This window comes from Rhizobium sp. LjRoot258 (assembly GCF_964254185.1).
Classification (GTDB): domain Bacteria; phylum Pseudomonadota; class Alphaproteobacteria; order Rhizobiales; family Rhizobiaceae; genus Rhizobium.
This window is the reverse complement of sequence record NZ_CAXUST020000001.1, coordinates 2,595,755-2,618,488: the sequence shown is the minus strand read 5'-3', so window position 1 is coordinate 2,618,488 and position 22,734 is coordinate 2,595,755. Positions and strand designations below refer to the sequence as shown.

The window sequence follows — 22,734 nt, the reverse complement described above, 5'->3', positions numbered from 1 at the left end:
CGCAGGCGGTTGAATCGCCTGTCCGATGCGTGGTTCTTAGCCTAGCTTCTCGCTGGCTTCAATCTACAAAATGAAAAGTCCGCCGTTCTTGTGAGCGGCGGACTTTTATGTCTCACGTCCGCGGGTCAGACCTGCATGGCGCCGGGGCCGGGGATGGCCTTGGGCGGCACCTTGCCGAGGATGATCATGCCGAGCACTTCATCCTTGGTGACGTCCTCGGTGCGGGCATGGCCGACCACCTGGCCGTTCTTCATCACCGAGACGCGGTCGGCAAGGTCGAAGACGTCGTGGATGTCGTGGCTGATCAGGAAGATGCCGATGCCTTCCTTCTTCAGCTGCTTGATCAGCTCGCCGACCTGCGCCGTTTCCTGGGGACCAAGGGCGGCCGTCGGCTCGTCCATGATCAGGATGCGGGCGTTGAAGAGGATCGCGCGGGCGATCGCCACCGACTGCCGCTGGCCGCCGGAGAGCGCCTTCACCGGCTCCTTGAAGCGGCGGAAGTTCGGGTTGAGACGTCCCATCACTTCACGGGCCGAGGCCTCCATGGCGACGTCATCGAGCGTGCCCCACTTCGTGCGGATCTCGCGTCCGAGGTAGAGGTTGGCGGCGGCGTCGACGTTATCGGCGACGGCGAGCGTCTGATAGATCGTCTCGATACCGTACTTCTTCGCATCGCGCGGATTGCGGATGTCGGCCGGCTCGCCGTTGATGAGGATCTCGCCGCTGTCGCGCTTGTAGGCGCCCGAGAGGATCTTGATCAACGTCGACTTGCCGGCGCCGTTATGGCCGAGAAGCGCGACGACTTCGCCGGGGTAGAGGTCGACCGAAGCGTTGTCCACGGCGTGGATACCGCCGAAGGAGATCGAGATGTTCTTGAGTTCCACAAGAGGAGCGTTCTGGCTCTGGGGAGTGCGTTGATCAGTCATATCTAGGACTCCTCTTACTTGGCACGCGAACGATAGACAGTGTCGAGCCAGACGGCGACGACCAGCACCGCACCGACGACGACGCTCTGTAGCGGCGTGTCGACATGGGCCAGTACCATCCCTGACTGCAGCGACTGCATTACGAGCGCGCCGAGCATGGCGCCGGCAATCGTGCCGGTACCGCCTGCAAGCGATGTGCCGCCGATAACGGCTGCAGCGATGGTATATAGCTCGTCGAGCGTACCTTGAGCATTGGTGGCGGCGTTGAGGCGCGCCGTCGAGATGGCTGCCGCGACGGCGGCGAGAATGCCCATCAGCGCGAAGATGCGGACGGTGACCCAGCGGGTCTTGATGCCGGCAAGTTCTGCCGCCTCAGGGTTGCCGCCGATCGCGAAGACATAACGGCCGAAGCGCAGGCGGGTGGCGATGAAGGTCATGATGATGCCGACGACAATGGCAATCAGAACCGGAACGGCAATGCCGTAGGGGATATCCAAGCCGGTTTCGGGCCACGGAATGCTGTTCGCTTCGGCGTATCTTTTGGCGATATTGATCGGCCAGTAATAGCTGTTGGCGATCCAGACGGCACCGAGGATCAACGCGCAGGAGAGTGCCGACAGAAAGTACTCGGCCCAGACGGGACGTCGCGGGAAGCCGAAACGCTTGCGCTGGCGGCGGGAGTTGACGATGCTGCCGATGACGAAAAGGCAGGCGAGCACGCCGACGATCCAGCTCCAGGTCGCGCCGATCGAGCCTTCGGCACCGCCGCCCATGACGCGGAAGGTCTGGTCCATCGGAGCGACCGTCTGGCCGCTGGTGACGAGCCAGGTTGCGCCGCGCCAGACAAGCAGGCCGCCGAGCGTCACGATGAAGGAGGGAACGTTCAGGAAGGCGATGATGAGGCCCTGGAAGGTGCCGATCAGGGCGCCGGCGATGAGGCCGACGATCAGGGTGATGATCCAGGTAAAAGGGCTGTCGAAACCGATGAACTCAGGCAGGATTTTTGCCTGCGTGACACCCATGATCATGGCGCAGAGGCCTAGTACGGAGCCGACGGAAAGGTCGATGTTGCGCGTCACGATGATGAGAACCATGCCGGTCGTCATGATCGCGATGTCGGTTGTCTGAACCGAAAGGTTCCAGAGATTTCTCGGCGTCAGAAACAGGCCGCCGGTAATAATGTGAAAGCCGATCCAGATGATGATGAGCGCGCCGATCATACCGAGAAGGCGCGTGTCGATTTCGGTCGCGCGGAAGAAGCGGCTGACGAGGTTGCCCTCAGCCATGCTCGGTCCGCTTGAAGTTGTGGATTTTACCATTTCGGCCATGGGTTTGCCGTTCCCCCACTGTTTGGACGTCTGATCCACTCGGCATCACTCGATGCCTGCGGCTTCGCCCCGTTCTTGTACTGACCATCGCCGTGCTTCCGGAATTTCGGTCGCTCTGTCCCGCGACATGAAACCGGCAGGGAATCAAGGCCGCGATGGTTGGGTGAGGCGGATAGACCATCGAGCGACGGTTCCAATCCGCATCCGGCGCCGCAACGGTCTCAGCCGTTGCGGCGCCGGCAATCTATGCCTTGCGGACGTCGATTAGTCGCAAGCCTTGACGCTGCCGGCCTTGACGCCCTGGCAAGCTTCGGCCTTGGAGATCCAGCCGGCGTCGATGACGACGTTCAGATTGTCCTTGGTGATCGGCAGCGGCTTCAGGAAGACCGATTCCATGGCGACCTTCTTGGCGCCGCCGTCGAAGGTCTGGACACCTTCGATTTCGGTCATCTTCTTGCCGCCTGCGAGGTCGAGGGCGATTTCAGCGGCGCGCTTGCCGAGTTCGCGCGAGTCCTTCCAGACGGAGACCGTCTGCGTGCCGAGCGCGACGCGGTTCAGGGCTGCCTTGTCGGCGTCCTGACCGGAAACCGGTACGGAGCCGGCGAGGCCCTGGGCGTCGAGGGCTGCAATCGCACCACCGGCGGTGCCGTCGTTCGAAGCAACAACAGCGTCAACCTTGTTGTTGTTCGCAGTCAGGAACTGCTCCATGTTGCGCTGTGCATTTTCCGGAAGCCAGCCGTCGGTGTAGGCTTCGCCGACGTTCTTGATCTTGCCGGCATCGACGGCGGCCTTCAGCACTTCCATCTGTCCCGAGAACAGGAAGTTCGCATTCGGGTCGGACGAGGAGCCCTTGATAAAGACGTAATTACCTTCCGGCTTGACCTTGAAAACGCCTTCCGCCTGGAGACGGCCGACTTCCTTGTTGTCGAAGGTGATGTAGAAGGCAGCCGGGTTTTCGATCAGGCGGTCGTAGCCGACGACCGGAATGCCTTCAGCGGCAGCCTTTTCGATGGCAGGGCCGATTGCGTCGGAGTCCTGAGCGAGGATGATGAGTGCGTTCGCGCCCTGCGAAATCAGCGATTCAACGTCGGTCAGCTGCTTTGCGGCAGACGACTGGGCGTCAGCAGAAATGTACTTGGCGCCCTTGGCTTCCAGTGCCTTCTTGATGGCAGCTTCGTCGGTCTTCCAACGTTCTTCCTGGAAGTTTGACCAGGAAACGCCAACGACGAGATCGGCGGCCATGGCGGCAGTGTGGACCGACACGAGGATGGCCGCCCCGGCCATCAGCTTCAAAATTGACTTCATAACTATCCTCCCGAGTGAGTTGCGGCCGGCCCCAGCCAGTGGTTCCTCCGGCCGCCGCGGTTCGCTGACGAGAAGTTCGAATTATTTTCTCGACAGTCGAGAAATTTAGTGTCAGAGATTTTTTCAACTGTCAACACTGCACTACCGGCTTAATTTCCGTTGCTGAAACTGCTGGAGATGAGGTGTGAATAAGGGCGGAATGCGAGGGGAGAGGGCCGGCATATATGCTGACCAAGTCGAGCACGGAATTGGTCCGGCAGCGAAATAGCCTCCTCGTGCTCGCCGCGCTTCGAAGACATGGCGCGCTGGCGCATACAGAGATTTCCGACTTTACGAAGCTTTCCTCAGCGACGATCTCGGCGATCACCGCCGATCTCGAAAAAGCGCAAATCATCGAGAAATCCGAGCAGCAGGCAGCCAGCGGGAGGGGGCGCCCGCGCGTGTTGTTTCGGCAGCGGCGCGACTGCGGCTACCTTGTCGTCGTGATCATCTCGTCGGATGGCGTCCAGTATTCGCTGGTCGATTATGCCGGTAGGCTCATCGACCGGTTCAGCGAGGAACGATCCCATGATCCTGCCGGAGCCGAGCGTTTCGTTGCCTCCGTCAGGGACGGGCTTTCACGTATTCTTGTCCGCTCAAAGCTTCCCCAGGAAAAAGTGCTGCTGATATCGATCAGCAGCAAAGGTCTCGTGCACCCCACCGAACCGGCGTTGGTCTGGTCGCCGATTTTCGGCAGCAATCAGATCGACTTCGGTTCGGTGTTGCGGCCGGACTGGCAGGCCAAGATCATTCTCGGCAACGAGACGCAGCTGGTTGCGGCGGCGCTCGGCGCGCATGAGGAGAATACCAGGCCCGCGGAATTCCGCTCGCTGGCGGCGTTGTCGCTCGGACATAGCATCGGCCTCGGCATCGTCCGGCGCACAGGGCAGGGGGAGCGTGAGATCTCGGCGCCGAATTTTGGCCATATGCTGCATATGGCCAATGGCGGCCTCTGCCGCTGTGGCAGCAAGGGATGCATCGAGGCCTATGCCGGCTTCTACGCCATTTTGCGAATGGCCTTCGAGGTGCCGCTCGACACGATCCCAGCCAAGTTCGTGCCGGTTGCCGAGCTCGACAAGATCGCTGCACAAGCGCGTCAAGGACATCGCATGTCTGCCTTTGCGTTCAGGCAGGCTGGGATCGCGCTCGGAAACGGGCTCTCGCGTATGTTGAGCCTGACGGAACGTATGCCGATCGCGATCACGGGTGCGGGAACGCGCTATTATGACCTGTTGCGGCAGGGGGTCGAGGAGGGCCTTGGCCAGGCACATGTCGTGCGGATGGAGGGAATGCCTGAGATCCGGGTGGTGCCCGATGAAGCGAACCTCGTCTTCGAGGGGCATCTGGACAGGGCATTGTCGGTGATTGACCAGGATATCGTCATGTCCGGCATCCAGGGAGCCGACTAAGGCAGGCGCCGAGCAGCCTGCTCTAGAAAGGAGAAATGGCCGGGCAGGGGGCCCGGCCATTTCACAGGTGGCTTTCGGTCGGGAGAGGACCGTCAGCCGATCTTGATGAGTTTGCCTTCCTTGACGGACTGTACGGCAGCATCGGCAAGCGCCAGCGCTGCCAGGCCATCGGCGCCGGAAGGCGCAATTTTTGCGCCCTTCTCGATCGCGGCGATGAAGCTCGCGATCTCGTTGGCATAGGCTTCGGTGTAGCGGGTCATGAAGAAGTCGTGCAGCGGCGGGCGAGTGTAGCCGTCGCCGTTGGCGACCTCGATCGACACAGGGCGCTGGTTCTCGGCTGCGACCATACCCTTGGAGCCGTGCACCTCGATGCGTTGGTCGTAGCCGTATGTGGCGCGGCGCGAGTTGGAGATGATTGCCTGCTTGCCGGATTTTGTCTGCAGGATCACCGAAACGCTGTCGTAGTCGCCGGCTTCGCCGATCGCCTTGTCGACGAGGACGGCAGCGGTGGCGCTGACTGCGACCGGCTCTTCGCCGAGCAGGAAGCGGGCCATGTCGAAGTCATGGATGGTCATGTCGCGGAAGATGCCGCCCGAACGCTTGATATAGTCGACCGGCGGGGCGCCCGGATCGCGCGACGTGATTGTCACCATTTCGACCTCGCCGATGCGGCCATCATCGATGGCTTTGCGAACGGCCATGAAATGCGGATCGAAACGACGGTTGAAGCCAACCATCAGCTTGGCCTTGGTTTCGTCAACGACCTTGATGCAGGCCTTGACGCGGGCAACGTCGAGATCGATCGGCTTTTCACAGAAGATCGCCTTGCCGGCGCGCGCGAAGCGCTCGATCAGATCGGCATGGGTGTCGGTCGGCGTGCAGATGACGACGGCGTCGATATCCTTGGCGGCTTCGATCGCCTCGATCGTGCGAACCTCACAGCCGTAGGCCGATGCGATCGCCTCGGCGGCCTGCGGAAAGGCGTCGGCAACGGCGACGAGCTTGGCGTTGGCATCGCCGTTCACTGCCTTCGCATGAACCTTGCCAATGCGGCCGGCACCGAGAAGACCAAATCTGACAGTCATGAGAACCTCCCTTGAATTCGGAACAAATGAACCGAATTTTGCTGAATGTGGAATTTTCATTCCATTTAATGGGTGCCGCGTCAAGCCCGCGGCTCTTTCACATTTGTAAAATCCATCCTAAAGACATGTGATCGAAATACGGCACGGGACAAATATGCAACTTATCGATCCGAACCATCCGGCCTATCGCCCGCTCTGGGCCCGCATTCTGATTGTGGCCGTTTGCTTCGGCTGGGCGCTGGTCGAAATCATTACCGGAGATCCATTCTGGGCGGTCCTGTCGGGCGGCGCCGGCGTCTACGCGGCCTATATGCTGTTTTGGAACTACAAGCCGCAGTCGACGGAAACCGCCACGCCATCTTCCGATGACGAGGAAGACAAGAAGGACGCGGAGTAGTCAGCGGCCAAGGCGCCGCAAGGCCTGGTCGATCAGCAGATTCGCGATCGTCATCCGTTTCGTGGCGTTCTCACAAAACAGCGGATCAACGCGATCGGGGTGATTCTTCTTGGCAAAGGCGCGGCGCTTTTCGCTCAGGCTTTGGACGGTATCGTGCGCCGAAATATCCAGTTCGGCAGCAACGTTTTCCGGTGTGACACGCACGAGATAGTCGGGCATCACGGGCTCGGGCTCTGGTTTAGGAGGCGGCGACTGCTCGGCCACGATCTTCGGAGGGGCAAATTCGAGTGTCTCGACATAGGCCTGGTCGGGTCGCGCTGACGATGCCGAGACCCCTTCCATGACGTCGAAGGCGAGGCCGGTGTTGAGACCGCTCACACGGGCGCCAGCCGGTGCATCCTGTTCGGCAGTCTCATCGTCCTCCGCTTTCAGACGGTCGAGCACGGACTGGAACAGGGATTGGCCGAACAGCATGATTGCCCTCTTTTGGAGGCGGCATTTTAATGCGGGCAAGGTGGTGCCAGGCTTGTCAGCTCGCAGCCGCCTTCTTGCTCTCGGCCAGCACGAGGTCATAGAGCAGCCGTGCGCTTGGGGGCAGTGCCCGCTCCTTGGCCGTGATCAGGCTGTAGGGCCTGACGTTGATGTCGAAATCGATCGGCAGCACACCGACATCGGAGGCCTTCGACTTGTGGGTCGCCAGGAATTGCGCAACGTCAAGCGCGATTGGAGCGATCGCATCCGTCTGGCAAACCGTGGCACAGGTGAGCAACAGGGAAGACGTGTTGACGATATTTTCGGGCAGCGGCACGCCGCGAGAGAGGAACAGGTTCTCGATCGTCCGGCGCAGCAGCGTCCCCGGTGGCTGAAACACCCAGTCGTATTGTGGAAGGTCTTCCAGGGTGGCGACCTTTTTCTTCTTCAGGAGCGGGTGGCCGCCCCGCACGATCAGGCAGGCCTTCTCCACGCCGATCTCCTGAATCTGGAACAGGCGTGGATTGAGATCGTCGGGAATGCGGCTGATGATGAAGTCATGGCGGGCGGCGAGCAGTTCGCGGGCAAGCACGTTGCTCGTTTCGACCTGTATGGTGACCTCTATACCGGGCAGGGCGGTTCTGACGCGCTTAATCGCCGGTACGACGAGGCTCATGGCTGGCGCGGTGACCGCGCCGATGAAGACGGCGCCGCCCTTTCCGGTCTTCAGTTCGGCAATCTCCCGGCCGGCCTCGCGCAGCTCCAACATGATCTTTCGCGCCCGTCTGGCAAGTGCCTGTCCGAAGGTCGTCAGCACGACGCCGCGTGCGACGCGTTCGTACAGTGGCGTCTTAACGATCGACTCCATTTCCGACAGGATTCGCGATGCCGCTGGCTGCGAAATGTTCAGTACCTCCGCAGCGGCGGAAATCTGCCCGCTATCTTCGATTGCGACGATCATCCGTAGGTGATTCAGCTTGAGCCCCGATCTCAAAAGGGCGTCATCGCCGAAAATATCCGTTTGAATGTCCACATGGGCATGCGTCTGTGGGTCTGAAATGAACGCCATGGTTGCGGCCTCCCAACCGCGTTCCATTAAAAGTAATACTTTTTAACGATATACCAAAATTGTTATGCACTTTACCAGTTATTCTATTTGACAGTTATGGGAATCCATACCAGTTTGCCGCCGTGTGCTGGTTGGCACTCAACACGTGTGAGAGCGTGGAGGAGACCTACTTCGTTTCTCACCATCTGAAGTATGATCCAAGACGGAACCTGCCACAGTTTCGGGGCGGGCGATTTTTCGTCCGCGCGTTTATTAACTAAGGGAGAGAGAGATATGAAATCCATTATCTCATTGATGGCAGCGGCGGCCTTCGGCGTCGCGTCGTTCGTTATGCCGGCTATGGCTGCCGACAAGGGGACTGTCGGTATCGCAATGCCTACCAAGTCGTCCGCACGCTGGATCGACGACGGTAACAACATCGTCAAGCAGCTTCAGGAAGCCGGTTACAGCACCGACCTGCAGTACGCTGACGACGACATTCCGAACCAGCTGTCTCAGATTGAGAACATGGTCACGAAGGGCGCAAAGGTTCTCGTCATCGCCGCTATCGACGGCACGACGCTTTCCGACGTTCTCCAGAAGGCTCATGACGCCGGTATCAAGGTCATCGCTTATGACCGCCTGATCCGCGACTCGGCCAACGTCGACTACTATGCGACGTTCGACAACTTCAAGGTCGGCGTTCTGCAGGCAACGTCCATCGTTGACGCCCTCGGTCTCAAGGATGGCAAGGGCCCGTTCAACATCGAGCTCTTCGGCGGTTCGCCAGACGACAACAACGCCTTCTTCTTCTATGATGGCGCTATGTCTGTTCTGCAGCCTTACATCGACGGCGGCAAGCTCGTCGTGAAGTCCGGCCAGACCGGCATGGACAAGGTCGGTACGCTGCGTTGGGACCCGGCAACGGCCCAGGCTCGTATGGACAACCTGCTCTCGGCTAACTACACGGACGCGAAGGTCAATGCAGTTCTGTCGCCTTACGACGGTCTGTCCATCGGCATCATCTCGTCGCTGAAGGGCGTTGGCTACGGCACCCCGGACCAGCCGCTCCCGGTCGTTTCGGGCCAGGACGCTGAAGTTCCGTCGGTCAAGTCGATCATCGCTGGCGACCAGCACTCGACGATCTTCAAGGACACCCGTGACCTCGCAAAGGTTACCGTCGGCATGGTCAACGCTCTGATGGAAGGCAAGGAGCCTGAAGTCAACGACACCAAGACCTACGACAACGGTGTCAAGGTTGTTCCGTCCTACCTGCTGACCCCTGTTGCAGTTGACAAGACCAACTACGAGAAGATCCTCGTCGAGGGCGGTTACTACAAGGCTGACCAGCTGAAGTAATAATTGTACCAAGTTGGCCGGAACCCGCTGCTTGCAGGTTCCGGTCTTCAATTTTATGATCGCCGCGCCCCTCTTGGCTGCTGGCGCTGGATTATGACCATGGACAATACAATCCTCGAAATGCGGAACATCACCAAGACGTTCCCAGGCGTAAAGGCGCTTGAGAATGTGAACCTCAAGGTTCGACAGGGTGAGATCCACGCATTGGTGGGCGAAAACGGGGCCGGAAAGTCGACCCTGATGAAAGTTCTCTCCGGCGTTTACCCGGCCGGAACCTATGACGGCGACATTGTCTACGAAGGCGACGTCCGTCATTTCAAGGCACTTAAGGATTCCGAAGAAATCGGCATCGTCATCATTCACCAGGAACTGGCCCTGGTGCCGCTTCTGTCGATCGCCGAAAACATCTTCCTCGGCAACGAAGTCGCCCAGAACGGCATCATCAAGTGGCAGGAAGCCTTCAAGCGCACGAAAGAGCTGCTGAGCAAGGTAGGCCTCAAGGAATCGCCGGAAACGCTCGTCACCGACATCGGCGTCGGCAAGCAGCAGCTGGTCGAAATCGCCAAGGCACTGTCGAAGAGCGTCAAGCTGCTGATCCTCGACGAGCCGACGGCGTCGCTCAACGAAAGGGATTCCGACGCGCTGCTCGAACTTCTGATCGAGTTCCGCAACCAGGGCCTGACCTCGATCATCATCACGCACAAGCTGAACGAAGTGCGCAAGGTCGCCGACCAGATCACGGTTCTGCGCGACGGCATGACGGTCAAGACGCTCGACTGTCAGACCGAAGAGATCAGCGAAGACATTATCATCAAGAACATGGTGGGCCGCGAGCTCGCCGATCGTTACCCGCCGCGCTCCGTGCCGATCGGCGAGACGATCCTCGAGGTGAAGAACTGGAACGCCTATCACCAGCATCATCGTGACCGCCAGGTCCTGCACGATATCAACGTCACCGTCCGCAAGGGCGAAGTGGTTGGCATCGCCGGTCTGATGGGCGCCGGCCGCACCGAATTCGCCATGAGCCTGTTCGGCAAGTCCTACGGACACAAGATCCATGGCGACGTCTTCATGCACGGCAAGGAAGTCGATGTCAGCACCGTTCGCAAGGCGATCGATGCCGGTCTCGCCTACGTGACCGAAGACCGCAAGCATCTCGGCCTCGTGCTCGGCGAGAACATCGTTCACAACACGACGCTCGCCAATCTGGCCGGCGTGTCGAGCGCCACGGTTATCGACAGTATCAAGGAATCGAAGGTCGCATCGGACTACCGCTCGAAGCTGCGCATCCGCAGCTCCAGCATCTTTCAGGAAGCGGTCAATCTCTCGGGCGGCAACCAGCAGAAGGTCGTGCTGTCGAAGTGGTTGTTCTCCGATCCCGACGTTCTGATCCTCGATGAGCCCACACGCGGTATCGATGTCGGTGCAAAATACGAAATCTATACTATCATCAACCAGCTCGCCGCCGACGGCAAAGGCGTTCTGATGATCTCATCGGAAATGCCGGAACTGCTTGGCACGTGCGACCGCATCTACGTCATGAATGAAGGACGTATCGTTGCGGAACTGCCAAAGGGAGAGGCGAGCCAAGAAACCATCATGCGCGCTATCATGCGCTCAGGGGAGAAGAAACAATGACTCCGGTCAACCCTTCAGCCACCGAGGAAAGCAGCGTCGTTTCCGTTGCGGACTATATCCGAAGCAACATTCGTGAATACGGCATGCTCATCGCGCTCGTCGCGATCATGGTGTTCTTCCAATTCTATACGGGCGGCATTCTCTTCAAGCCCGTCAACCTGACGAACCTCGTTCTGCAGAACTCGTTCATCGTCATCATGGCGCTCGGCATGCTGCTCGTCATCGTGGCCGGGCATATTGACCTTTCTGTCGGCTCGATCGTCGCCTTCGTCGGTGCGATAGCGGCCATCCTGACCGTCAATTTGCAAATGAACTATGTGCTGGCCGGCATTCTGTGCCTGATCATCGGTGGTGTTATCGGCGCCGCCCAGGGCTACTGGATCGCCTATCACCGTATCCCGGCCTTCATCGTGACGCTCGCCGGCATGCTGGTGTTCCGCGGTCTGACGCTGTTTGTGCTCGGCGGCAAGAACATTGGCCCGTTCCCGAAGGACTTCCAGGTCATCAGCACGGGCTTCCTGCCAGGCGATATGATCGATATCGCGGGCATCCCGCTGCATTCGACCTCGCTGATCCTGACCGTCATCATCCCGGTCGTGCTGTTCTTCCTTGCCTGGCGTCGCCGCAAGGTGAACGAGAGCCACGGCATCGATGTCGAGCCGTATGGTTTCTTCGTTGCACAGAACGTCATCATCGCGCTGGCGATCCTGTTCCTCGGCTTCCAGCTCTCGACCTACAGGGGCCTGCCGAACGTTCTCGTTGTCATGCTCGTGCTGATCGCCGCCTACACTTTCGTGACGCGCCGCACGACGATTGGCCGCCGTGTTTACGCAATGGGCGGTAACGAAAAGGCCACCAAGCTTTCCGGTATCAACACCGAGCGGCTGAGCTTCTACACCTTCGTCAACATGGGTGTTCTTGCCGGTCTCGCCGGCATGATCGTTGCGGCTCGCCTGAACTCGGCGACCCCGAAGGCAGGCGTCGGCTTCGAACTCGACGTTATCGCAGCGTGCTTCATCGGCGGTGCCTCGGCGTCCGGCGGCGTTGGCAAGATCACCGGTGCGGTCATCGGCGCCTTCATCATGGGTGTCATGAACAACGGCATGTCGATCGTCGGCCTCGGCATCGACTTCCAGCAGATGGTCAAGGGACTGGTGCTTCTCGCTGCCGTCTTCTTCGACGTCTACAACAAGAACAAGGGCTAAGCGCTCCGGCGCCGCCCACGCATTCGCAGTCATGTGAACTTACCAATCCGGTTCATTCCAGAGCCGGATTGGCGGAGCATTTTCCGCGCTATCGAAAAAAGGATGAAGACCGTGCTCATTTCGCAGATCAAGGGTTCGAACGGAGAGATCATCGTCGCCGTACGCGAGCCGGGCGGTACCGCGAAAGCCGTCAAGAACGCCGGCAGCGTCTACGCGCTGGCCATGGAAGCCGCAAATGGCGGCAAGTCGCTGGTTTCCGTGATCGAAGCGCATGGCCTCGGCGATGCGGTTGATCTCGAAAAGGCTTATGCCGAAGGCAAGTTTCTGCCGCCGATGACGCATCCTGATGCTGCGCACCTGCATCTGACGGGCACCGGTCTTACGCATCTGGGTTCGGCCGCGACGCGCGACTCGATGCACAAGAAGACCTCCGAGGCGGCTGAAGAGACGCTCACCGACTCGATGAAGATGTTCAAGATGGGCCTTGAGAACGGCAAGCCGAAAGCCGGCGAGAAGGGCGTTCAGCCCGAGTGGTTCTACAAAGGCAACGGCTACGGCTCGGCCGCACCCGGCACGCCGCTGGTCTCGCCTTCCTTCGCGCTCGACGGCGGCGAAGAGCCTGAAATGGCCGGCATCTATGTGATTGCGCAAGACGGCACGCCGTTCCGCATCGGTTTCGCACTGTCGAACGAATTCTCCGATCACGTCACCGAGCGGATCAACTACCTCTACCTCGCGCATTCCAAGCTGCGCCCGGCAAGCTTCGGCCCGGAAATCCGCATCGGCGCGGCACCGGAAGACATCCGCGGCACCTCGCGGATCAAGCGCGGCGACAAGGTGATCTTCGAGAAGCCCTTCCTTTCGGGCGAGGCGAACATGTCGCACACCTTCGCCAACCTCGAATATCACCACTTCAAATACGGCCTGTTCCGCGCGCCGGGCGACGTTCACGTCCATATGTTCGGCACTGCGACGCTCTCCTTCGCGGAAGGCATCAAGGCGGAAGCGGGCGACGTCTTCGAAATCGAAGTCGCCGAATTCGGCCTGCCGCTGCGCAACCCGCTGAAGATTGCTGCCGAAGAAGAGATTGCCGTCAAGCAGCTCTGATTTCGAAAGGCCCGGCCGCTTTGCGTCCGGACCGTTTTTCATAGAACGGTGAAGGAGGCCTCATCAGCCCATGACCATTTATCAAAACCTCATTGCCGGCGAATGGGTCGGCTCGGACGCGACCAAGAACATCAATCCGTCGGATACCAACGAGGTTGTCGGCCTCTATGCGGACGGTACCGTCGACGACACCAGGAATGCCATAGCCGCCGCCAAGGCGGCCTTCCCGGCATGGTCGCGCTCCGGCATCTGGGAACGTCACGTCATCCTCAAAAAGGCCGGCGACGAGATCATGGCCCGCAAGGACGAGCTCGGCGCCCTGCTTGCCCGCGAAGAGGGCAAGACGCTGCCGGAAGCGATCGGCGAGACGATCCGCGCTTCGCAGATTTTCGAATTCTTCGCCGGTGAAGCGCTGCGGCTTGCAGGCGAGATCATTCCGTCGGTCCGTCCCAACATCGGCGTCGAGATCACCCGTGATCCGCTCGGCGTCATTGGCATCATCACGCCCTGGAACTTCCCCATTGCGATTCCCGCCTGGAAGATCGCGCCGGCGCTCTGCTACGGCAACACCATCGTCTTCAAGCCGGCCGAACTCGTTCCGGGCTGCTCCTGGGCGATCGTCGACATCCTGCATCGTGCGGGCCTGCCGAAGGGCGTTTTGAACTTGGTCATGGGCAAGGGTTCGGTGGTCGGTCAGACGATGCTCGACAGTCCAGATGTCACGGGCATCACCTTCACCGGTTCCACCGGGACGGGCCGCCGCGTCGCTGCCGCCTCGATTGAGCATAACCGCAAGTTCCAGCTCGAAATGGGCGGCAAGAACCCGATGGTCGTTCTCGATGATGCCGACCTCACCGTCGCCGTCGAGGCAGCCGCCAATTCTGGCTTCTTCTCCACGGGCCAGCGCTGCACAGCGTCGTCGCGCCTGATCGTCACTGAAGGCATCCACGACAGCTTCGTCGCGGCGCTGACGGAAAAGCTGCAGACGCTGGTCGTCGACAACGCGTTGAAATCGGGCACGCACATCGGCCCCGTTGTCGATGAAAGGCAGCTCAAGACCGATACCGACTATATCGAGATCGGCAAACAAGAAGGCGCCAAGCTCGCCTTCGGCGGCGAACTCATCAGCCGCGAGACACCCGGCTTCTATCTGCAGCCGACGCTGTTTACGGAAGCCACGAACCAGATGCGCATCAGCCGAGAGGAAATCTTCGGACCCGTTGTCTCCGTCATCCGCGTCAAGGATTATGAAGAGGCGCTGGCGACCGCCAACGACACGCCATTCGGCCTGTCGGCGGGTATCGCGACGACGAGCCTGAAGCACGCCACGCATTTCAAGCGCAACTCCGAAGCCGGGATGGTGATGGTCAACCTGCCGACCGCAGGCGTCGATTTCCACGTTCCGTTCGGCGGCCGCAAGGGGTCGTCCTACGGCCCGCGCGAGCAGGGCAAGTACGCGGCGGAGTTCTACACGACCGTCAAGACGGCTTACACGCTGGCCTAACGATTGCATAAAATCATCCGAGCCGCCATGCGGCGGCTCGGGCCAATCTTGCGATACTGAGTTCTTCCTAGGCGAGCCGCTCAGCTCTGGCTCTGCATCTGTCCCTGATCTTCCACCTTGACAACGACCGAGAGCTTTTCTCCCGGCGTGCCGATGCGCATCCCTGAAACGGGGGCCGCATCGCGGTAGCAGAGGCCGGAGGCGACACGCACATAGCGCGCGTCAGGGCAGATATTGTTGGCGGGGTCGAAGCCGACCCAACCGAGGCCGGGGACATGCGCTTCGCCCCAGGCGTGGGTCGCCGCCTGCTCGACCTTCTCTTCCATCATCAGGTAACCGGAGACGTAGCGGGCCGGCACCCCGAGGCTGCGCGCCGCGGCGACAAAGATATGGGCGTGGTCCTGACAGACGCCGCTTTTCTTCTCCAGCGCCTGCTCCGCCGTCGTTTCGGTATCACTGGTCCCGGGCCGGTAGGCCACCGTCTCATGAATCGCGGACATCAGCGCATGCATGCGGGCGAGTTCGTTTTCGCCGCTCACGCCTTTGATCAGTTCCTTGATGAGCTTTCCGGACTTCGTCCTTGGCGTCTCGCGCAGGAACAGCCAGAGCGGGCAGAACCCGCTGTGAGGGCCAAGGACCCCGTTTTGATCTGCTGTTTCGATTTCGCCTTCGGCGACGATGCGTGTCGTCCGCTGCTCACCGTCCAGAGAGACCAGGTTGATGTGGTTGCCAAACTGATCGTCATACTCGACTTCAGGCTTGGCGCCTTCGACATGTAGCGACCAGTTGAGGACCGTTTGCCCAACCACGGTCGGCGGGGTCAGTCGCAGCCGCTGCAGCGAGAAGGTTGACGGTTCTTCGTAGTGATATTCGGTGACGTGGCTGATCTTAAGTTTCATGTGATGCCCGCCTATACGTAGAACCGGTAGCCGTCGGAAATTTCCATGCCGAGCTGGTTGTTGCGCGTGACGAAATCCTCCAGAAACTCATGCAGGCCCTGATCCATGATCTCCTTGATAGCACCTGTCTGGAGCGTCTTGCGGATGGCGTCTGCCGTGTCGTGCGCCGGCAGCCGCTCGCCGTAGTCCTTGGCGAGATAGCCGAGTTCGCTGACGATCTTCTCGTAGCAGTAGGCGAGAGAGCGCGGCATCTGGCCATTGAGGATCAGGAAGTCGGCGATATTCATGGCGCGATACTCCCCGTCATAGGCCCAGCTGTAGGAGCGGTGAGCGGAGACCGAGCGCAGGATCGATTCCCACTGGATGTTGTCGATCGAGGTGCCGACGGCCGAGACCGAGGGCAGCAGCACATAGTACTTCACGTCGAGAATACGGCTCGTATTGTCGGCGCGCTCGATGAAGGTGCCGATGCGCGCGAAGTTATAGAGCTCGTTTCTGAGCATGGAACCATGGAAGGCGCCGCGGATTAGTCCGGCGCGATGCTTGATGGCATCGATCGCTTCAGGCAGTTCCGCCGGCTTCAGCCTCTTGGAGAGCAGAGCCTTGAGTTCGATCCAGAACTCGTTGGTCGCTTCCCAGGTTTCACGGGTCAGCGCCGTGCGCACCATACGGGCGTTGTTTCGCCCGTAGTCGACGCAGGACATGACGCTCGAAGGGTTGGTGCGGTCGCGCAGCAGGTAGTCGATAGCATCAGCACTTGTCAGCTTGCTGTGGCCTTCGTCGTAGGTCTCGCGCACGCCCGCACTTTGCAGGACGCCATCCCAATCGTCGTCACCGGTTCCGCTTCGCGTCAGCGACATGCGAAGACCGGCATCGATGAGGCGCGCGATGTTCTCGGCGCGCTCGAAGTAACGGAACATCCAGTAGAGTCCGTTTGCGGTTCTTCCGAGCATCAGTCCTCCAATACCCAGGTATCTTTTGTGCCGCCGCCCTGGCTGGAGTTGACCACCAGCGAACCCTGCTTCAGGGCTACACGGGTCAGGCCGCCGGGGATGATCTGCACTTTGTCGGAGACGAGAACATAGGGGCGCAGATCCACATGGCGCGGCGCAATTCCCTTGTTGACGAGGATTGGCACGGTCGAAAGCGAAAGCGTCGGCTGTGCGATGTAGTTGGCGGGCTTCGCCTTCAACTTCTCGCCAAAGTCGGCGCGCTCCTTCTTCGAAGCTGTCGGGCCGACGAGCATGCCATAACCGCCTGAACCGTGTACTTCCTTGACGACGAGTTCTTCCAGATGCTCGAGCACGTAGCTGAGGCTTTGCGGCTCGGAACAGCGCCAGGTCGGCACGTTTTCCAGGATCGGCTTACGCCCAGTGTAGAACTCTACGATCTCGGGCATATAGGAATAGATCGCCTTGTCGTCCGATATGCCGGTGCCGGGTGCATTGGCGATGGTGATGTTGCCGGAGCGGTAGACATCCATGATCCCCGGGATGCCGAGCGCGGAATCCGCTCGGAAGGTGAGGGGATCGAGGAAGTCGTCGTCGACGCGGCGGTAGAGCACGTCGATCGCCTCGTAGCCGCGCGTTGTGCGCATCTTCACCTTGCCGTCGATGACGCGCAAATCCGAGCCTTCGACAAGCTCGACGCCCATCGTGTCGGCCAGGAACGAGTGCTCGTAGTAGGCCGAATTGTAGATCCCGGGGGTCAGAACGGCGACGCGCGGCTTGCCCTTGCAGCCGGGAGGCGCAAGCGATGCCAGGCTCTGGCGCAGCAGGTAGGGATAGTCCTCGACCGGCCGGACCTTGTTGGTGTGGAACAGTTCCGGGAACATCTGCATCATCGTTTCCCGGTTTTCCAGCATGTAGCTGACACCGGAAGGCGTGCGGGCGTTGTCCTCCAGCACGTAGAACTCATCCTCGCCGGTGCGCACGATATCGGTGCCGACGATGTGGGTGTAGACCCCTCCGGGCGGCCGGAAGCCGATCATCTCGGGCAGGAAGGTATCGTTCCTCTCGATCAGCTCGCGCGGAATGCGCCCGGCGCGAATGATCTCCTGTTTGTGGTAGATGTCATCGAGAAAGGCGTTGAGGGCGATGACCCGCTGCTCGATGCCCTGAGCGAGCTTGCGCCATTCGCGGCCGGAAATGATGCGGGGGATGATGTCGAAGGGGATGAGCTTTTCGGAGGAGTCTGCGTGTCCGTAGACCGCAAAGGTAATGCCAGTCTTGCGGAAGATGTTTTCCGCGTCCCGGGATTTGGCAATCAGATGCGTTCGATCTTGGTTATTGTACCACTCAAAATATTTCTCATACGGCTGACGCGGACTTTCGTCCCCGGTGATCATTTCATCAAATGCCAAAGGTGTGGCTCCCCTTTTTTGTTCATTTGAATACAACGCAAATAGCAATGCAAGAACCATGCACAGTTTGAAGGCGAGATTCGTAAAAACCTTCCGACGGCCAAAACAGTCGAAAAACTGGGCATTTATCGAAAGCTGGCGTCGGCGCTCCTGTAATCAATCCTCAGCGTTCGCTCAAAATGTGAGCAGTTGATCAATTTCAAGTCGGCATCCGATTCAATTTCGGGCTGAGGGGTCGGATGGAGGCTCGCGCCTGGCATCAACGAAACTTCAGGTAAGGATCAGCGGTTCGCTTTTGACGGGCACCCCATCGGTCGGCTATCAGCACCGCAATCCATTGCCCCAGGATCAATTTATGTCGCTCGATCGCTTTGCACCCGCCATTTTCGTTCTTCTCTGGTCGACCGGCTGGGTCGTGGCGAAATACGCCGCCCTCCACTCGGAGCCGTTTACCTTCCTTGCGGTGCGTTACGCGTTGTCGGCGCTGGCGTTCTTCAGCCTTTGCCTCGTGATGCGCGCGGCCTGGCCGGGCCGGGCGGTCGCTTTCAAGGCGATCTATTCCGGTGTGTTCCTGCATGGCTTCTATCTCGCCGGCCTCTGGTGGGCGATCGCGAATGGCGTGCCGGCGGGGATATCAGGCATCATTGCCGCCCTGCAGCCGCTTCTGACGGCAATGGCTGCGCCGCTGCTCGTCGGCGAGCGCCTGCAGGGCGTCCAGAGGCTTGGTCTGCTGCTCGGTTTTCTCGGCATCGCCATCGCGATATCGCCGAAGCTTGTCGATCCTGCCACCGCTGATCTGGCGCATGCGGCGTTGCCGTTGGCAATCAACCTTATCGCCATGTGTTCCGTCACTTACGGAACACTCTATCAAAAGAAGCATCTGCAGACCGGCAACCTTCTGCCGATCGCCACGCTGCAATATGTCGGCGCGCTGATCGTCACGTTGCCGCTGATGCTTACTTTCGAGCGCATGCATTTCGATGCGTCGGCGCAGGCCATCGCGGCGCTCATCTGGTCGGTATTCGGGCTCTCGATGGGTGGCGTCGGACTGCTGCTCTATCTCATCCGTCGCGGTCAGGTCTCGCGGGCGGCTTCGCTCATCTATCTGATGCCGCCAACGGTGGCGCTCGAGGCCTTTATCGCTTTCGGCGAGCCGCTGACGCTGCCCCTGATCCTCGGCACCGTCGTGGTCGTTGCCGGCGTCTATCTGACGAACCGACCGGCGAGCGTGCCTTCACGAGATATGGCCGCAATGAGGCGCGCCTAGATATCGCCGCCTGAAAAGGCGATCAGGTTTCCATCCGGGTCTCTCACGATGAAGGTGCGTGCACCCCATGGCTCGGTCCGTAGAGACTGATGAAACGGGACGTCGGCTGCCTGATATTCCAGGAACAGCGGCTTCGGATCGTCGAGCGTCAGGGTTGCAGAAAGGGCATCGACCTCTCGGGCCCTGAAGCCGGCGTCGAAAGCTGGCACGCCGACCTTTCGCAGATTCAAGCGGGCGCCATCGCGAAAGACCTGGGCATAAAACGGCGGCTCTCCATAGGAAAATGCGACTTTAAAGCCGAGCTGCTGGACATAAAACCGGAACGCGGCATCGAGGTCGGAGACGAAGAGTTGCGGCTGCGCGGATATGATAAGCGAGCCGTTGCTATTGAGGACTGGCGACCCTGTCATGGCTTCGATCCCTTTTATGAGCGCCGGCCAAGTCGCAAAGCGATGCTTTCTGGCAACAAGCTCCTGGGCGTCGCTGAGCTTGAAATCTGCTTCCAGTATCTCTCGATCGCTTTGGTCTCGATATCTGGGCAGAATCCACCTGATTTGCGCCGCCACGGGATAGTACCGTTGGCGATGCCATCGCAGGTAGGTCTTGGCTTGCTTTCGAAGGTTTTCGATATTGGGCATGGGCGCGGACTACATTTGACGTTGTCGTAGGCGGGCAATGCCCCTCCGGCCCGAGGCCGACGCGCCCTACAGCAGCACAGTCATGTTAACGCAGCTGACCGGTTGCTACAAGGTAGGATTGAAATAATGGGGAACAGATCTGGCGCCGTAAGACGCGCATTTTGAAGGGCGGGATTTCTCCCGCCCTGTCTTTTAATCAGGCGCGTTCGCGGCGTTGACCGTTGCCACCGCGCGAAGGGCCACCGCGGCGGTTGCCGCCGTTGCCTTCGCGACGTTCGCCGCGCTCGCCACCGCCGGCATTGGCCTGCGCGCCGCGGTCTTCGCCGTGCTTGCGGGCCGGACGAGCGTGGGCGTTGCGTGCACCACCGCCGGGATGATGACGGTTTGCATCACTGCCATTGGCATGGTTGCCATGCTGGGGGCGCTGTGGCTTGCGGGCCGGACGGAAGTCGGACGTCGTGGCCAGATCATTGTCGGGACCGACGGCAGGCGTAGGCTCGCCACGGCGCTGGCCGCAGAAGTCCTCGTTGCGCTGGGACTGGGGCTGGCGCTCCGGACGCGGACGACGCTCGCGACGTTCCTCGTTGTTGGCGCGCACTTCGCCGCCTTCGCCTTCGCGACGCGGACGACGCTCCGGACGACCGCCCGAGCGGTTATGTTCGCCACGGCCTTCGCTGCCGCGACCTTCACCGCCACGACCCTGGCCGCGGTTGCCGCCATTGCCGTTGCCATTGCCGCGGCGTGGGGTCGCGTTCATGTTGGCAGGGGCTTCGCCGCTGGCAACCGCGATGTTGATGCTCATCAGGCGCTCGATGTCGCGCAGCAGGCGCGACTCGTCAGGCGCGCAGAAGGCAATCGCGATGCCATCGCGACCGGCACGGGCCGTACGGCCGATACGGTGGACATAGGCTTCGGCAACTTCAGGCAGGTCGTAGTTGTAGACGTGGCTGACGGCGGGAATGTCGATGCCGCGGGCAGCGACGTCGGTGGCGATCAACGTCTTGATGGCGCCGTCCTTGAAGGCCTTGAGGGCGCGCTCGCGCTGGCCCTGGCTCTTGTTGCCGTGGATCGAGGCAACGGAATAGCCGACATGCTCGAGGTGCTTCATCAGCTTCTCGGCGCCGTGCTTGGTGCGCAGGAATACGATGGCGCGGCCATCGGGGTTTTCGGAGAGCGACTTCTTCAAAAGATCGGTCTTGTCGTTCTTGCCGTTGACGAAGTGAACATACTGTTCGACCTTGTCGGCAGCCTTGCCGGGAGGCGTGACTTCGACCTTGACCGGATCGGTCAGGAAGTCGGCAGCGAGATCGGCGATCGCCTTCGGCATGGTGGCCGAAAACAGCATGGTCTGGCGCTTCTTCGGCACCATCTTGGAGATCTTGCGCAGGTCGTGCACGAAGCCGAGGTCGAGCATCTGGTCGGCTTCGTCGAGCACGAGGTAGCGCACCGCGGTGAGGCCGATGGCGCGACGGTTGACGAGGTCGAGCAGGCGGCCGGGCGTGGCGACCAGAATGTCGGTGCCCTTTTCAAGCTGCAGTTGCTGCTTGTTGATCGACACGCCGCCGACGACGACGTTGATGCGCAGATGAGACTTGCGCAGGAAGTTCTTCAGGTTCTGGGCGATCTGGTTCACCAGTTCGCGGGTCGGCGCCAGGATCAGCGTGCGGGTCGTGCGGTTGTCCGGGCGACGTTCTTCAGGGATGAGCTTTTCGATGAGCGGCAGGCCGAAGGCGGCCGTCTTGCCGGTGCCGGTCTGTGCGAGACCGATGAGGTCACGGCCTTGAAGGAGAAGCGGGATTGCCTTTTCCTGGATAGGGGTCGGCGTTTCGATGCCGAGCTGGAAAAGTGTAGCGACGATCGGCTTGGACACACCAAGCGATTCAAAATTGGTCAAGTCATAACCTTTTTAGGGCGCGCCAAAACAAATCCGCCGGATCGCAGAGTGCGGCCCGGTGTCATTCTGGCGTCAAGAACCCCGCGTGAAGTGGGAACTTGTCTTGTTGGAAAAAGCTTTCCAGCGCTTCTGCCGCGTCTTGGGATGCGGCCTGTATGAAATGCGCTTTTGTCCTTCTTCCTGCATCCTATTTGCTGGCAGGGGCACGCTCACGCGGCGGCCGGAAGGTGAAAGCTGGCCTGCATTTGGTCTAGTTCGGGCCAAAAGTCAAGAGCACCGGTTCACGCAGCGGTGGCGCAAAGGGCCGGTCACGGCCCCAAGCCAGCGCTATCTCAGTAGCAGACCCTTGTGCGGTAAGCTTCGCCCCAACCGCTGCGTCGCCATTCGATATGGCAGCGAGGCGCGTAGTAGGACCGCGAATAGTAGGGCCTGTAGTAGCTCCGATAGGCCGAATAAGGCCTGACGTATGGTCTGTAGCCGTAGTAAGGCCTATAATAGGAGTTGTAGTAGGGCCTGTAGTAGGGCCTGTAGTACGCGCCCGGGTAGTAGCCGTAATAAGGGTAGGGGCGTGCAACCTGCGACAGCAGAATGCCGCCGACGGCTCCAGCGGCGACGCCGCCCCAGAAGTCACTGTTGGCATTTGCGGGTGTTGCCGGGATGAGGGATGCACCAGTCAGGGTCAATGCCATTAAGCCCGCCGCCACGCTTTTATGAAGTACGGACATGGTCGTCTCCTTTCGTAGACGAAGCTTGTTCTTGAAGCCGTCAGGCGAAACCGCCGGGTATACGGGCCAACTGAACGGGTCCATTCTAGAAACGAATGAAACGATACCACAGTTCCGGGGCGTTTACT

General features: G+C 60.2%; 20 protein-coding genes. 8 read left to right on the top strand and 12 right to left on the bottom strand.

Annotated elements, in window-relative coordinates; genetic code table 11:
* Positions 1-125: 125 nt before the first annotated feature.
* The 3 genes from ACSQ9D_RS12960 to xylF form a co-directional block, all read right to left on the bottom strand.
* Positions 126-926 carry an ATP-binding cassette domain-containing protein gene (locus tag ACSQ9D_RS12960; RefSeq protein WP_024317657.1) on the bottom strand — a complete coding sequence of 267 codons (801 nt, stop codon included), beginning with the start codon at positions 924-926 and terminating at the stop codon, positions 126-128.
* Positions 927-940: 14 nt separating this feature from the next.
* Positions 941-2,254 carry a sugar ABC transporter permease gene (locus tag ACSQ9D_RS12955; RefSeq protein WP_436282561.1) on the bottom strand — a complete coding sequence of 438 codons (1,314 nt, stop codon included), beginning with the start codon at positions 2,252-2,254 and terminating at the stop codon, positions 941-943.
* 264 nt (positions 2,255-2,518) lie between these two features.
* On the bottom strand, positions 2,519-3,559 hold the full coding sequence (xylF, locus tag ACSQ9D_RS12950) for a D-xylose ABC transporter substrate-binding protein (protein WP_037118402.1): 1,041 nt from the start codon (positions 3,557-3,559) through the stop codon (positions 2,519-2,521).
* Between the two features lie 224 nt (positions 3,560-3,783).
* Here xylF and ACSQ9D_RS12945 point away from each other — a divergent pair, with 224 nt between their 5' ends.
* Entirely contained in the window at positions 3,784-5,007 is a 1,224-nt protein-coding gene (locus tag ACSQ9D_RS12945) for an ROK family transcriptional regulator (RefSeq protein ID WP_436282560.1), read from the top strand.
* A 92-nt stretch (positions 5,008-5,099) separates the two neighbouring features.
* Here the strand turns inward: ACSQ9D_RS12945 and iolG are convergent, their stop codons facing one another.
* Positions 5,100-6,092 (bottom strand): inositol 2-dehydrogenase, encoded by a 993-nt coding sequence (gene iolG / locus ACSQ9D_RS12940; protein WP_436282559.1) that lies wholly within the window; start codon positions 6,090-6,092, stop codon positions 5,100-5,102.
* A gap of 154 nt (positions 6,093-6,246) precedes the next feature.
* Here iolG and ACSQ9D_RS12935 point away from each other — a divergent pair, with 154 nt between their 5' ends.
* Positions 6,247-6,489: a hypothetical protein gene (locus ACSQ9D_RS12935; protein ID WP_436282558.1), complete on the top strand. Its 243-nt coding sequence runs from the start codon at positions 6,247-6,249 to the stop codon at positions 6,487-6,489.
* Here ACSQ9D_RS12935 and ACSQ9D_RS12930 read toward each other — a convergent pair whose 3' ends face one another.
* Both ACSQ9D_RS12930 and ACSQ9D_RS12925 read right to left on the bottom strand, forming a co-directional pair.
* Positions 6,490-6,963: a hypothetical protein gene (locus tag ACSQ9D_RS12930; RefSeq protein ID WP_436282557.1), complete on the bottom strand. Its 474-nt coding sequence runs from the start codon at positions 6,961-6,963 to the stop codon at positions 6,490-6,492.
* 55 nt (positions 6,964-7,018) lie between these two features.
* Positions 7,019-8,029: a LysR family transcriptional regulator gene (locus ACSQ9D_RS12925; protein WP_037118392.1), complete on the bottom strand. Its 1,011-nt coding sequence runs from the start codon at positions 8,027-8,029 to the stop codon at positions 7,019-7,021.
* Positions 8,030-8,302: 273 nt separating this feature from the next.
* Here ACSQ9D_RS12925 and chvE point away from each other — a divergent pair, with 273 nt between their 5' ends.
* The 5 genes from chvE (at position 8,303) to ACSQ9D_RS12900 (ending at position 14,821) form a co-directional block, all read left to right on the top strand.
* Positions 8,303-9,367 (top strand): multiple monosaccharide ABC transporter substrate-binding protein, encoded by a 1,065-nt coding sequence (gene chvE, locus ACSQ9D_RS12920; protein WP_436282556.1) that lies wholly within the window; start codon positions 8,303-8,305, stop codon positions 9,365-9,367.
* Positions 9,368-9,466: 99 nt separating this feature from the next.
* Positions 9,467-11,005: a multiple monosaccharide ABC transporter ATP-binding protein gene (gene mmsA, locus ACSQ9D_RS12915; RefSeq protein WP_024317666.1), complete on the top strand. Its 1,539-nt coding sequence runs from the start codon at positions 9,467-9,469 to the stop codon at positions 11,003-11,005.
* Positions 11,002-12,210, top strand: coding sequence for a multiple monosaccharide ABC transporter permease (gene mmsB / locus ACSQ9D_RS12910; protein WP_436282555.1), 1,209 nt, complete (start codon positions 11,002-11,004; stop codon positions 12,208-12,210). The genes mmsA and mmsB overlap by 4 nt, the downstream gene beginning before the upstream one ends.
* A 111-nt stretch (positions 12,211-12,321) precedes the next feature.
* Complete coding sequence (gene araD1, locus ACSQ9D_RS12905) at positions 12,322-13,317, top strand: AraD1 family protein (protein WP_436283830.1); 996 nt, start codon at positions 12,322-12,324, stop codon at positions 13,315-13,317.
* Positions 13,318-13,387: 70 nt separating this feature from the next.
* Positions 13,388-14,821, top strand: a complete 1,434-nt coding sequence (locus ACSQ9D_RS12900; protein WP_436282554.1) for an aldehyde dehydrogenase family protein — start codon at positions 13,388-13,390, stop codon at positions 14,819-14,821.
* Between the two features lie 80 nt (positions 14,822-14,901).
* Here the strand turns inward: ACSQ9D_RS12900 and ACSQ9D_RS12895 are convergent, their stop codons facing one another.
* From ACSQ9D_RS12895 to ACSQ9D_RS12885, 3 genes are read right to left on the bottom strand one after another with little or no spacing between them, the layout of a single operon-like run.
* The gene (locus ACSQ9D_RS12895) at positions 14,902-15,720 is read right to left on the bottom strand and encodes a transglutaminase family protein (protein ID WP_436282553.1); all 819 of its coding nucleotides are present in this window, start codon (positions 15,718-15,720) and stop codon (positions 14,902-14,904) included.
* Between the two features lie 11 nt (positions 15,721-15,731).
* On the bottom strand, positions 15,732-16,673 hold the full coding sequence (locus tag ACSQ9D_RS12890) for an alpha-E domain-containing protein (RefSeq protein WP_436282552.1): 942 nt from the start codon (positions 16,671-16,673) through the stop codon (positions 15,732-15,734).
* Complete coding sequence (locus tag ACSQ9D_RS12885) at positions 16,673-18,082, bottom strand: circularly permuted type 2 ATP-grasp protein (protein WP_436282551.1); 1,410 nt, start codon at positions 18,080-18,082, stop codon at positions 16,673-16,675. The genes ACSQ9D_RS12890 and ACSQ9D_RS12885 overlap by 1 nt, the downstream gene beginning before the upstream one ends.
* Before the next feature lie 355 nt (positions 18,083-18,437).
* Between ACSQ9D_RS12885 and ACSQ9D_RS12880 the strand changes: the two genes are divergently transcribed.
* Positions 18,438-19,349, top strand: coding sequence for a DMT family transporter (locus ACSQ9D_RS12880; RefSeq protein WP_436282550.1), 912 nt, complete (start codon positions 18,438-18,440; stop codon positions 19,347-19,349).
* Here the strand turns inward: ACSQ9D_RS12880 and ACSQ9D_RS12875 are convergent.
* From ACSQ9D_RS12875 to ACSQ9D_RS12865, 3 genes are all read right to left on the bottom strand, one after another.
* Positions 19,346-19,987 carry a bleomycin resistance protein gene (locus ACSQ9D_RS12875; RefSeq protein WP_436282549.1) on the bottom strand — a complete coding sequence of 214 codons (642 nt, stop codon included), beginning with the start codon at positions 19,985-19,987 and terminating at the stop codon, positions 19,346-19,348. The two genes, ACSQ9D_RS12880 and ACSQ9D_RS12875, sit on opposite strands and share 4 nt — an antisense overlap.
* Before the next feature lie 196 nt (positions 19,988-20,183).
* The gene (locus ACSQ9D_RS12870) at positions 20,184-21,881 is read right to left on the bottom strand and encodes a DEAD/DEAH box helicase (RefSeq protein ID WP_436282548.1); all 1,698 of its coding nucleotides are present in this window, start codon (positions 21,879-21,881) and stop codon (positions 20,184-20,186) included.
* A 332-nt stretch (positions 21,882-22,213) separates the two neighbouring features.
* Positions 22,214-22,606, bottom strand: coding sequence for a hypothetical protein (locus ACSQ9D_RS12865; RefSeq protein WP_436282547.1), 393 nt, complete (start codon positions 22,604-22,606; stop codon positions 22,214-22,216).
* Positions 22,607-22,734 lie beyond the last annotated feature (128 nt).

Bases quoted from the DNA above. Each gene is read 5' to 3' on its own strand.
- ACSQ9D_RS12960 (WP_024317657.1), bottom strand. From the start codon at position 926: ATGACTGATCAACGCACTCCCCAGAGCCAGAACGCTCCTCTTGTGGAA.
- ACSQ9D_RS12945 (WP_436282560.1), top strand. From the start codon at position 3,784: ATGCTGACCAAGTCGAGCACGGAATTGGTCCGGCAGCGAAATAGCCTC.
- ACSQ9D_RS12880 (WP_436282550.1), top strand. From the start codon at position 18,438: ATGTCGCTCGATCGCTTTGCACCCGCCATTTTCGTTCTTCTCTGGTCG.
- xylF (WP_037118402.1), bottom strand. From the start codon at position 3,559: ATGAAGTCAATTTTGAAGCTGATGGCCGGGGCGGCCATCCTCGTGTCG.
- ACSQ9D_RS12955 (WP_436282561.1), bottom strand. From the start codon at position 2,254: ATGGCCGAAATGGTAAAATCCACAACTTCAAGCGGACCGAGCATGGCT.
- chvE (WP_436282556.1), top strand. From the start codon at position 8,303: ATGAAATCCATTATCTCATTGATGGCAGCGGCGGCCTTCGGCGTCGCG.
- ACSQ9D_RS12875 (WP_436282549.1), bottom strand. From the start codon at position 19,987: ATGCCCAATATCGAAAACCTTCGAAAGCAAGCCAAGACCTACCTGCGA.
- ACSQ9D_RS12895 (WP_436282553.1), bottom strand. From the start codon at position 15,720: ATGAAACTTAAGATCAGCCACGTCACCGAATATCACTACGAAGAACCG.
- ACSQ9D_RS12865 (WP_436282547.1), bottom strand. From the start codon at position 22,606: ATGTCCGTACTTCATAAAAGCGTGGCGGCGGGCTTAATGGCATTGACC.
- ACSQ9D_RS12925 (WP_037118392.1), bottom strand. From the start codon at position 8,029: ATGGCGTTCATTTCAGACCCACAGACGCATGCCCATGTGGACATTCAA.
- ACSQ9D_RS12890 (WP_436282552.1), bottom strand. From the start codon at position 16,673: ATGCTCGGAAGAACCGCAAACGGACTCTACTGGATGTTCCGTTACTTC.
- ACSQ9D_RS12930 (WP_436282557.1), bottom strand. From the start codon at position 6,963: ATGCTGTTCGGCCAATCCCTGTTCCAGTCCGTGCTCGACCGTCTGAAA.
- iolG (WP_436282559.1), bottom strand. From the start codon at position 6,092: ATGACTGTCAGATTTGGTCTTCTCGGTGCCGGCCGCATTGGCAAGGTT.
- mmsA (WP_024317666.1), top strand. From the start codon at position 9,467: ATGGACAATACAATCCTCGAAATGCGGAACATCACCAAGACGTTCCCA.
- mmsB (WP_436282555.1), top strand. From the start codon at position 11,002: ATGACTCCGGTCAACCCTTCAGCCACCGAGGAAAGCAGCGTCGTTTCC.
- ACSQ9D_RS12900 (WP_436282554.1), top strand. From the start codon at position 13,388: ATGACCATTTATCAAAACCTCATTGCCGGCGAATGGGTCGGCTCGGAC.
- ACSQ9D_RS12935 (WP_436282558.1), top strand. From the start codon at position 6,247: ATGCAACTTATCGATCCGAACCATCCGGCCTATCGCCCGCTCTGGGCC.